The 11,031-nt window shown below is 72.1% G+C and carries 7 protein-coding genes; 6 read left to right on the plus strand and 1 reads right to left on the minus strand.

The window, feature by feature from the left end; all coding sequences use genetic code 11:
- Nucleotides 1–261 precede the first annotated feature (261 nt).
- Nucleotides 262–1,308: a hypothetical protein gene (locus tag BGP79_RS16035; RefSeq protein WP_076697540.1), complete on the minus strand. Its 1,047-nt coding sequence runs from the start codon at nucleotides 1,306–1,308 to the stop codon at nucleotides 262–264.
- 294 nt (nucleotides 1,309–1,602) lie between these two features.
- Here BGP79_RS16035 and BGP79_RS16040 point away from each other — a divergent pair, with 294 nt between their 5' ends.
- From BGP79_RS16040 to BGP79_RS16065, 6 genes are all read left to right on the plus strand, one after another.
- The gene (locus tag BGP79_RS16040; RefSeq protein WP_076697543.1) at nucleotides 1,603–2,349 is read left to right on the plus strand and encodes a response regulator transcription factor; all 747 of its coding nucleotides are present in this window, start codon (nucleotides 1,603–1,605) and stop codon (nucleotides 2,347–2,349) included.
- A gap of 40 nt (nucleotides 2,350–2,389) precedes the next feature.
- On the plus strand, nucleotides 2,390–3,886 hold the full coding sequence (locus tag BGP79_RS16045) for a cell wall metabolism sensor histidine kinase WalK (RefSeq protein WP_076697545.1): 1,497 nt from the start codon (nucleotides 2,390–2,392) through the stop codon (nucleotides 3,884–3,886).
- Between the two features lie 149 nt (nucleotides 3,887–4,035).
- Nucleotides 4,036–4,779: a trypsin-like serine protease gene (locus BGP79_RS16050; protein ID WP_083702030.1), complete on the plus strand. Its 744-nt coding sequence runs from the start codon at nucleotides 4,036–4,038 to the stop codon at nucleotides 4,777–4,779.
- Between the two features lie 232 nt (nucleotides 4,780–5,011).
- The gene (locus BGP79_RS16055; protein WP_083702031.1) at nucleotides 5,012–6,481 is read left to right on the plus strand and encodes a bifunctional glycosyltransferase family 2/GtrA family protein; all 1,470 of its coding nucleotides are present in this window, start codon (nucleotides 5,012–5,014) and stop codon (nucleotides 6,479–6,481) included.
- Complete coding sequence (locus BGP79_RS16060) at nucleotides 6,478–8,613, plus strand: glycosyltransferase family 39 protein (protein WP_083702032.1); 2,136 nt, start codon at nucleotides 6,478–6,480, stop codon at nucleotides 8,611–8,613. Before BGP79_RS16055 ends, BGP79_RS16060 begins: the two co-directional genes overlap by 4 nt.
- Before the next feature lie 107 nt (nucleotides 8,614–8,720).
- Nucleotides 8,721–10,811, plus strand: a complete 2,091-nt coding sequence (locus BGP79_RS16065; protein WP_083702033.1) for a glycosyltransferase family 39 protein — start codon at nucleotides 8,721–8,723, stop codon at nucleotides 10,809–10,811.
- The last annotated feature ends 220 nt before the right edge of the window (nucleotides 10,812–11,031 follow it).

An 11,031-nucleotide genomic window follows, 5' to 3' on the forward strand; every position in this document is an offset into this window, starting at 1 on the left:
ACATTCGGCGCGCGGTGGAGTCGACACCGATGCGCGAGATCACGGTTGTGTTGTTCACGTCTCGATTCTGTCGCGTCACAGACCGTACGTGCAAGTAACATAGGCATCTTTTGTCCACATGGTGAGACGGGTCGTCTCATGGTGGCGGCGGTCACCACGACGAACGCCGGGCCGAGATGTCGCTCCATCGTCCTGACATGGGGAAACATCGCCGACCCGGCGTCATGTCCGACACTCTCGCGACTGTCGGAAAATCAAGTGCTAGCTCGTGGTGCCGTCCGACTCCGTCGTGCTGCCGGTGTCGGATGAACCCTGGTTGCTCTGGCTGCCCTGGTTGCTCTGGCTCTGGTTGTTCTGGCTCTGGTTGTTCTGGCTGGTGGTGGCGACCGTCGTCAGCCGGATGCTCGTGGCCGTCGCCGCCCCGGAGGACGACGTCGTCGCCACGACCGTGACGGTGGCACCCGTCGTCAGGTCGCCGGCCGACAGGCTCGAGGACGTCCCGCCGGACTGGCTCGGGCCGGCATCGCCGTCGCCGTCCTGATCCGGGCCACCCGGCGGCATCCCGCCGGGGCCCTGCTGACCGCCCTGGCTCTGCTGGCCGCCCTGGCCCAGGCTGATCGAGGTGCGGGTGATCTGCGTGCTGTCGCTGATCGCGTAGCTCGTGCTGTAGCCGTCGCTGCTCTTGACCGTGACCGACGTGCTGCTCACGGCGGTGATCGTGCCGTTCTGCAGGAGCATCGTCACCGTGCTTCCGCTGCGCGAGGTCACGAACTCCCCGTGCAGGGCCGAACTCAGCTCCGAGCTCACACCGGTCCCGGCATTGCCGCCGAGCCCGGACTGGCCGAAGCCGCCGCGACCCATGCCGGAGAACCCCTCCCCGGCGCCGGTCCGGCCGCCGGCCTGCGTGGACGTCGCCGAGGAGGCCGCGACGGCCGCCGCGCCTCCGCCGAGCGCCACCCCCACGGCCACCCCGGCCGCGAGCAGCGACTTCTTCAGCGTCCACGGCCGGGACGACGTCGCCGACGGGGGCGCGCCCCAGGTCGTCGGGCCCTGTGGTCCGCCGGCCGACGGCGCTGCGCCGGACGGAGCGCCGTCGTACGACGTGCCGGACGGAGCGGATCCGTGCGGCGCCGACCCGTCCGGGGCACCGCGGTACGGGGCTCCCGGATCGGCTGCGTGCCGGCTGGCGCCGGTCGGCGGGGTCGGCCACGTCGGCGGGATCGGAGGCAGTGCGGACGGGCCGCCCGACGCGGGATCGGGTCGGCGGGGATCGTGGTCGCGCGGATCGTGCGGGTACTGCTCGGACATGGGAGTCCCTTCCGTGAGGCTGCCGGAGCAGGCCATCGGTCGTCGATGCCTCCAGCCTTCGATCGCGTCCTGTGCCGAGCCTGTGCCCGGTCCCACGCGTCGCTGTGCAGTCCTGAGGAGGGCGCCCGGATGCCGGGCGCGGCTAGGCTGGGCGCACGATCCTGTGCCGTGGAGGACCCGACGCCGCACCGTTCACGCGAGCCGTGCGGGCCGATTCGCCACGGATCGGCGCTCACAGCTTCGTCACAGGTTCGGCCCAGCAGGGAGCTACCCCGGGACCGGAGACTCGATGTCATGACCGCACGCCAGCGCACCGCCCTGATCGACAGCCTGCCCCGCCTCGAGCACCCGGACGGCTCGCCCATCCGCGCCCTCGTCGTCGACGACGAGCCGTCGCTGGCCGAGCTGGTCAGCATCGGCCTGCGGATGGTCGGCTGGGACGTGGAGACCGTGCACGACGGCGAGAACGCCGTCACCGTGGCCCGCGCCTTCCGCCCCGACATCCTCGTCCTGGACTGGATGCTCCCCGGATTCGACGGCGTGCAGACCCTCCAGCGCATCCGTCAGTTCGCCCCCGCCGTGCCCGCCCTCTTCCTCACGGCCAAGGACGACGTCGAGGACCGCATCCAGGGCCTGAGCGCCGGGGGCGACGACTACGTCACGAAGCCCTTCAGCATGGAGGAGGTGCTGATCCGGCTGCACCGGCTCGTGCAGCGCTCCGGCGTGGCGGCCATCGACGACGCCGAGCTCGTGGTCGGGGACCTGACCCTGAACGTCGACACCCGCGAGGTCACCCGCGGCGGCGACACCGTCGCCCTGACCGCCACCCAGTTCGAGCTGCTCCGCTACCTGATGGAGAACCCCCGGCGCGTGCTCTCCAAGGCCCAGATCCTCGACCGGGTCTGGAACTACGACTTCGGCGGCCAGGCCAACATCGTCGAGCTCTACATCTCCTACCTGCGCAAGAAGATCGACGTCGGCCGCGAGCCCATGATCCACACCGTGCGCGGGGCCGGCTACGTCATCAAGCCGGCCGCCTGACCCGCGTGACACGGCACGACTCGATCGGAGGCATCGACGCATGAGCACGCTCGCAGGCGCGCCGGCCACCCGTGTCCGGGGACCGGCCGGCTGGCACCTGCGCACCCGGGTGATCGCCGTGGCCCTGCTGATGCTCGCCACCATCTGCGTCACGGTCGGGCTGGTGACCCTGACGGCTGTCAACCTGTTCGTCACCAATCAGCTGGACGGACGGCTGCATGAGGCGTCCCAGCGTGCGGTCAACTTCAGTGCACCCCCGCCCGGGGGCGGTGACCACGACGCCCAGGACCCGCTGCAGGCACGCGGTCAGGGGGCCGGGACGCTCAACGCGCTGGTCGTCGGCGGTGCCGTCAACACCTCGGGCGTGATCGACCGCAGCGGCAACCGGCAGTCCCTCTCCGCGGCGGACCGCACGACGCTGGCTGCCGTGCCCTCGACCGCGGAGCCGGTCGAGCGTTCCCTCTCCATCGGCGACTACCGGCTCGTGGCCACCCGGGTCACCGACGGCGTCGTCGTCACCGGCCTCCCCCTCGCCGATCGCAACGACCTGCTGCGCGACATCACCGGCACCTTCGCCCTCGTCTCCCTCGGCGGCCTGGGGCTGACCGGCGTGGTCGGCGTCGTCGTCATCCGGCGCACGCTGCGTCCGCTCGAGGACGTCAGCGCCGTCGCCACCCAGGTCGCTCGGCTGCCGCTCGACGCCGGCGAGGTGCGGCTGGCCCAGCGGGTTCCGCCACGGCTGGCCGATCCGCACACCGAGGTCGGCTCCGTGGGACACGCGCTGAACCAGATGCTCGACAACGTCTCCTCCGCCCTCGACGCGCGCCAGCGCAGCGAGACCCGGGTGCGCCAGTTCGTCGCCGACGCCTCGCACGAACTGCGCACCCCGCTGGCGGCGATCCGCGGCTACACCGACCTGGTGCGCATGACGGAGGACCTCAGCGAGGACGGCGCCCGTTCGCTCGGCCGCGTCGAGTCCCAGTCGAGGCGGATGACGTCCCTGGTCGAGGATCTGCTGCTGCTCGCCCGGCTCGACGAGGGTCAGCAACCCGCGTTCGACGACGTCGACCTCGGCGAGCTCGTCGTCGAGGTGGTCACCGACGCGCAGGTGACCGCGCGCGACCACCGCTGGGTGATCGCGGTGCTCGAGGACCCGGTCCCCGTGCGCGCCGATCCGCGGCAGCTGACGCAGGTGCTGACCAACCTGCTCTCCAACGCCCGCAAGCACACCGACGCCGGGACGACCGTCACCACCACGGTGAGCCGGTCCAGCGACGGGCGGGACGCGGTGCTCACGGTCGTCGACACCGGCCCCGGCATCGACCCCGCGTTCCTTGAGCAGATCTTCGCCCGGTTCGCCCGGGCCGACGCCGCTCGCAGCGGCACCGACGGGACGACCGGCCTCGGCCTGGCCATCGTCGAGGCGATCGTCGCCGCGCACGGAGGACGCATCGAGGTCGCGTCCCGGCCGGGACGCACCGAGTTCGCCGTGCGCCTGCCGCTCGTCGTGCGCCCTCGCCCGGCTCTCAACGCCTGACATCGGCCGACTTGACAACATTTTGTTAGTCGATTTGTCACAGCTGTTGTCATGAGTGCTTGACAAACTCGTGTGACCTGCGCGACGCTGTCCGGGTGAACGCCGCACCGGAGCACTCGCCCGGTGCCACTCGAGGAGAGGGCACGATCATGAGGACGTTGAAGAAGCTGGCCGCCGCACTCACCCTGGCGGGGGTACCCTTCCTGGCCACCGCCCCCGCAGCGACGGCGGCCCCGTACGGCAAGAGCGCGCCCAGCGGCTCGACCATCCAGATCGTCGGTGGCGAGCAGGCACCGGCCACCCCCTGGGCCGTCCAGCTCATCTTCAAGCAGAGCGGCGGCACCTACGGCTGCACCGGCGAGCAGGTCAACGCCCGGTGGGTCCTCACGGCCCGCCACTGCGTGGACGGCACCACCGCGATGAACGTCTACCACAGCAACAGCACCACCGACCGCGGTACGGCCACCGTCGCCGACTCGTGGAGCTACGGCCCGGCCGGCGACGTCGCCCTGGTGCACCTGAGCACCGCGGTCAACCTGAGCAGCTACCCCGCGCTCAACCTGAGCTACTCCCCCACGACCAGCGGCACCGCCACGATCATGGGCTACGGACTGCGGGCGAACGCGACGCCCTCCGCCGGCCTCTACCAGGCCCAGGTCCAGCGCAACGACCGCAGCCGTGACGCCTACCGCGGCATCGCCCAGCACGTCAACGGCGTCACCGGTGCCTCCAACCACGGTGACTCCGGCGGCCCGATCATCGTCAACGGCGCGATCGTCGGTGTGTGCTCGACCGGTGACTCCGCGGATCCCGGCAGCACCATCAACGCCGGGTCCAACTACGCGGTGCTGTCCCAGGACGCCAGCTGGATCCGCACCACGATCAGCAAGTGAGCTGATCCCCCCGACCGGGCCAGGGGTTCCCCCACCTCTGCGCCTGTGATCCGAGCACCGGGGTCTCCCCCACTCCACCGCTCGGACCGATCGAGGCTGGCCGCATCATCGATGCGGCCAGCCTCGACTGCTGTCCGGGGTCGGATGACCCCGCCCTCCCCCGCCGACATGCACAGTCGTCGCACAGCCGCACGCTACGGACGGCAAAAGTGGCGTCACGACAGTGGTCGGTATGACAGCTCCGATCTCCGCTCCCCTCCTCGTCGCCGGCGCCGCGACGGACCCGCCGACGATCGCGCCCCGCCTGCAGCGGGGGCCGGTGGACACCACCGGCCCCGTGCCCGTCCTCGACGTGACGATCCCCGTCTACAACGAGGAGAAGGACATCGAGGCGGCGCTGCGCCGCCTCCACCGGCACCTGACCGACCACTTCCCGCACCCTTTCGCCATCACCGTCGCGGACAACGCCAGCACGGACGACACCCTGCCGGTCGCGGAGCGGGTGGCGCGGGAGCTGCCCGAGGTCCGGGTCGTGCACCTGGACGAGAAGGGCCGCGGCCGGGCGCTGCGCCGGGTCTGGTCCGACTCGCCGTCGCCCGTGCTGGCCTACATGGACGTCGACCTGTCCACCGACCTCGCGGCCCTCGGCCCGCTGGTCGCCCCGCTCATCTCCGGTCACTCCGACGTCGCCATCGGCACCCGGTTGGCCCGCGGCTCCCGCGTGGTCCGCGGCGCCAAGCGGGAATTCATCTCGCGTTCCTACAACCTGCTGCTGCGCTCCTCACTCGGCGCGCGGTTCTCCGACGCGCAGTGCGGGTTCAAGGCGATCCGCGGGGACGTGGCCCAGATGCTGCTGCCCTACACCGAGGACAACGCCTGGTTCTTCGACACCGAGCTGCTCGTCCTCGCCGAGCGCAGCGGCCTGCGGATCGCGGAGGTGCCGGTGGACTGGACGGACGACCCGGACTCGACCGTGGACATCGTGCGGACGGCCGTCGACGACGTCAAGGGCATCGTGCGGATCAGCCGGGACCTGGTGCGCGGCCGGATCCCCGTCGACCAGCTGCGCACCGCCGTCGGGCGCGGCACCATCCCCGGCCAGACGTCGGCGCTCTTCACCCAGGTGGTCCGCTTCGGCCTGGTGGGCGTCGGCTCGACGCTCGCGTACCTGGCGATCTTCGTGCTGTTCCGGCTGTGGGCCGACCCCCAGGCGGCCAACCTGATCGCGCTGCTGACGACGGCGGTCGGCAACACCGCCGCCAACCGCCTCTTCACGTTCGGGGTCAGCGGCTCCGCCGGAGCGCTCAAGCACCACGCCCAGGGGTTGATCGTGTTCGCCATCGGTCTGGCCCTCACTTCCGGGGCCCTCGCGGCCGTCCACGGCTCCGGCTCCCCGGGCCGCGGGGTGGAGGTCGCCGCCGTCGTCGGCGCCAACCTGCTCGCGACGCTGGTCCGCTTCCTCCTGTTCCGGCTGTGGGTGTTCCGCTCCGGCACCCCCTCCTCGTCCCGGGCCGCCGCGCCCGTCACCGCCCCGGTCCCGGTTCCGGCACCTGCTCCGGTTCCCCCGCCCGTCGCCCCCGGCCTCACCGACGCCCTCGTGGGCCTGACGCCCGCCCCGGCGTCGTCGGTCCTCACCTCCACCCCGTCCTCCGCACCGTCATCCGCCCCGTCATCCGCACCCTTGAAGGAATCGCACCGATGAGCACCTCGACCTCCGCGACCGGTACGCCGGCGCGCCGTACCGCCGCCCCGCCCCGCTACCTCCTGGACGCCACGTCCGCCACCGATGTGATCGACCAGCCGCAGCAGCACGCGGACGAGCACGTCGACCACGACGACGACCGGCCCCGCGGGTCGCGGGTGGCGCGCTGGGTCACCGGCCGGGACCTGGACCAGCCGCGCTGGGTGCGGCCCTCCGCGCTGGCCCTGCTGCTCGGTACCGGGCTCCTCTACTTCTGGAACCTGACCATCTCCGGCTACGGCAACTCCTTCTACGCCGCCGCCATCCAGGCCGGCACGAAGAGCTGGACGGCGCTGCTGTTCGGCTCCCTCGACGCCGGCAATGCCATCACCGTGGACAAGCCGCCGGCCTCCCTGTGGCTGCCCGCGCTGCTGGGCCGCCTGTTCGGCTTCAACTCGTTCACGGTGCTCGCGCCGCAGGCGCTGATGGGCGTCGCCGCCGTCGGGCTGCTCTACGCGGCGGTCAAGCGGACCAACGGCCCGGCCGCCGGCCTGATCGCCGGCGCGGGGCTGGCCCTGACCCCGGTGGCCACCCTGATGTTCCGGTTCGACAACCCGGACGCCCTGCTCACCCTGTGCCTCGTCGCAGCCGGCTACGCCGTGATCCGCGCGGTGGAGAAGCACGGCGCCCGCTGGCTCCTCCTGGCCGGGGCGCTGCTCGGCCTGGCCTTCCTGACCAAGATGCTGCAGGGCTTCCTCACCATCCCCGCGCTCGCCCTCGCCTACCTGTGGGCGGCGAACACCGGCATCGGCCGGCGCCTCCTGAACCTGCTCGCCGCGCTCGGCGGCATCCTCGTCGTGGCCGGCAGCTACCTGCTCGTCTTCCAGCTCACCCCCGCGGACCAGCGGCCGTACATGGCCGGGACCGAGACCAACAGCTTCCTCGAGCTCACCTTCGGCTACAACGGCCTCGGCCGGATCTTCGGCGGCTCCGGCAACGGTGGCGGCGGTGGCGGCATGGGCGGCAACGGCAACACCGGTTTCGGTGGCTCGACCGGTCTGCTGCGCATGTTCAACTCCGCCTTCGGCGCCGAGGTGTCGTGGCTGCTCCCGGCGGCGGCGATCCTGCTCGTGGCCGGCCTGTGGTTCACCCGGCGAGCGCCGCGCACCGACCTGACGCGAGCGTCGCTCATCCTCTGGGGCGGCTGGATGATCATCACCGCCGGGATCTTCTCCTTCATGGAGGGCACGATCCACCCGTACTACGCCGTCGCCCTCGCCCCGGCCATCGCCGCTCTCGTCGGCATCGGCTCGGTGGAGCTGTGGCGCGGCCGGGCGTACCTGGCCCCGCGCATCGTCCTCGCGGTCAGCATCCTCGCGACCACGGTGTGGTCCTTCGCCCTGCTCTCCACCGCGTCGAGCTGGCTGCCGTGGCTGAAGTGGGTGCAGCTGGTCCTCGGCGCGCTGACCGCCACCGCCCTCGTGTTCCGGCTCGACGCGGTCCGTCGGATGGGGGTGGCCGTGATCCTCGCGGCGCTGCTCTCCTCCGGTCTCGGCATGGGCTCCTGGGCCATCGCGACGGCAGCCTCCGCGCACTCCGGGTCGATCCCGACTTCCGGCCCGGTGAGCGCCGGCGGCGGGATGGGCGGCATGGGTGGCATGGGCGGCGCTCCCGGCCAGACGGGCACCACCCCCGGCGGGACGACGGGTCAGAACGGAACGACCGGCCAGGCACCGACCGGCCAGACGCCCGGCGGAACGACCGACAGCACCACCGGTCAGGCGCCCGGCGGGATGGGCGGCGAGGCCGGCGGCGCGAACGCCGAGCTGACCGCCCTGCTGCAGAAGACGACGACCACCTGGTCCGCCGCGATCTCCGGGGCCACCGGCGCCGCCGACCTCGAGCTGGCGTCCGACACGTCGGTGATCGCCCTGGGCGGCTGGAACGGCTCGGATCCCTCCCCGACGCTCGCCCAGTTCCAGCAGATGGTCCGCGACGGGAAGATCAGCTACTTCATCTCCGGCGGCGGCATGGGCGGCGGCGGAGGCCAGGGCGGCGGCTCGTCGTCCTCCTCCGAGATCGCCACCTGGGTGGCGGCGAACTACACGGCCACCACGGTCGGCTCCAGCACGGTCTACGACCTCCGGTCCTGACCCTCCCCTTCCCGCCAGCTCGTCACCAGATGCTCCATCCGGACCCGAATCGGCCCTCCGGTGAGCATCTGGTGACGAGCTGGCGCCCCTTCCGAGAAGGAGACACCATGACGACCTCCCTCGCCGGCGCGACCGGCACATTCGACGCCGCCGGATCCGGCCGGGACGGCGACGGTGACCCCGCCCTCGACGACGGTCGCCGGTCCGGCCGCCGCTCCCGCGCACGCCGCCGGCTCCCCGGCACTTCCGCGCGGTCCCGACTGCGGGCCGGTACCGCCGGGCTGGTCGAGCGGGTGCGCCCGACGCGGCAGACGTGGCCGGTGTACGCACTGCTGGCCGCCACGGCCGTGCTCTACCTGGGGGGGCTGGACGCCTCGGGCTGGGCCAACCCGTTCTACTCGGCCGCCGCCCAGGCCGGGTCGCAGAACATCGTAGCCTTCCTGTTCGGCTCCTCCGACGCCGCGAACGCCATCACCGTGGACAAGCCGCCGGCGTCGCTGTGGTTGATGGCGATCTCAGTCAAGCTGTTCGGCCTGAACTCGTTCGCGATCCTGCTGCCGCAGGCGCTGATGGGCGTGGCCGCCGTCGGCACCGTCTACGCCTCCGTCACCCGGGTGGCCGGGCGCGTGGGCGGCCTGATCGGCGGCGCGGTCCTCGCGGTGACCCCGGTCGCGACGCTGATGTTCCGGTTCAACAATCCGGACGCGCTGCTGGTGCTGCTGCTCAGCCTCGCCGCGTACGCGACCGTGCGGGCCGTCGAGAGCGGACGGGTCCGCTGGCTGATCGGCTGCGGGGTGCTGATCGGCTTCGCGTTCCTCACCAAGCAGATGCAGGCCCTGCTCGTCGTCCCGGGCTTCGGCCTGGTCTACCTCGTCGCCGCGCCGCACCGGATCGGTCGCCGGCTGCTCCACCTGCTGGGAGCGCTCGCCGCCGTCGTCGTCTCCGCCGGCTGGTGGATCGCGCTCGTCGAGCTGACCCCGGCGCAGTACCGGCCGTACATCGGCGGCTCGCAGACCAACTCGATCCTCGAGCTGACCTTCGGCTACAACGGGTTCGGCCGGCTGACGGGCGACGAGGTGGGCAGCGTCGGCGGTGGCGGCGGCACCTCGACGACGGGGCTGGGACGGATGTTCTCGACGTCGTTCGGCGGCCAGATCTCCTGGCTGCTGCCGGCCGCCCTGCTCCTGATCGTGGCGGCGCTGTGGCTGACGCGGCGCGCACCGCGCACGGACCCGGCTCGCGCCGCCGTCCTGGTGTGGGGCAGCTGGCTGATCGTCACCGGGCTGGTGTTCAGCCTGATGGCCGGCATCATCCACGAGTACTACTCCGTGGCGCTCGCCCCGGCCATCGCCGCCGCCGTCGGCATCGGCGCCGGCCTGCTGTGGGCGCAGTGGGACCAGGGCAGACCCGCGCCGGTGCCCGCGCTGCTGCTCGGCTCGACCGTGATGATCACCGCGTTCTGGGCGTACATCCTGCTCGCCCGCACGCCGACGTTCCTGCCGTGGCTGCGCTGGGTGGTGCTGTTCGGCGGGATGCTGGCCGGGGTGGGACTGGTGATGCTGCCGCACCTCACGCGTCCGGTGGCGCGGGCGATCGCCGCGACCGCCGTCGTGCTCTCGCTCGCCGGCCCGACGTCGTACGCCGTGCAGACCGCGTCCACGGCGCACACCGGTGCCATCGTCACCGCGGGCCCATCGGCCGGCATGGGCTTCGGCGCGCGCGGGGGCATGGGCGGTGCCGGCGGGGTGGCTCCCGGTGGAACGGCGCCCCAGGGCATGGGCCAGGCGCCCGGCGCGGGGCAGGCCGGTCCGGGCGGGCAGGGTGGCGCGGGCGGCATGGGAGGACTGCTCAACGCCACGACGCCCGGGACGGCCCTCGTCGCGGCCCTGACCGAGAACGCCGGGAACTACACGTGGGCGGCCGCCGTCGTCGGCTCCAACAACGCCGCCGGCTACCAGCTGGCCACCGGGCTCCCCGTGATGGCCGTCGGCGGCTTCAACGGCACCGACCCCGCGCCGACGCTCGCCCAGTTCCAGCAGCTCGTGAAGGACGGCAAGGTCCACTACTGGATCGCCGGCACGATCGGCATGGCCGCCAACGGCGGGTCCGACGCCGCGAGCGAGATCGACGCGTGGGTGCAGGCGACCTACCCGACGACGACGATCGACGGCACCACGGTCTACGACCTCACCCCCTGACCCCCATCGCCAGCTCGTCAATAGTTGCTGCATCCAGGCCCGAACCAGGCGCTCCGTGGACATCTATTTGTGATGTCCAGGGACGTTGTCCCGTTCTAGGGCGGTGAGTGGGGGCTGACAGATGAAGGCCTCCGGATGTGAAGTGGAGCTGTCAAGGAACCACTCTCACGACCCGGAGGCCTTCATGTCCCACGCTAACGCTGTCCTGACCCCGATCACC

It is taken from the genome of Tersicoccus sp. Bi-70 (genome assembly GCF_001968825.1).
GTDB lineage: Bacteria > Actinomycetota > Actinomycetes > Actinomycetales > Micrococcaceae > Tersicoccus.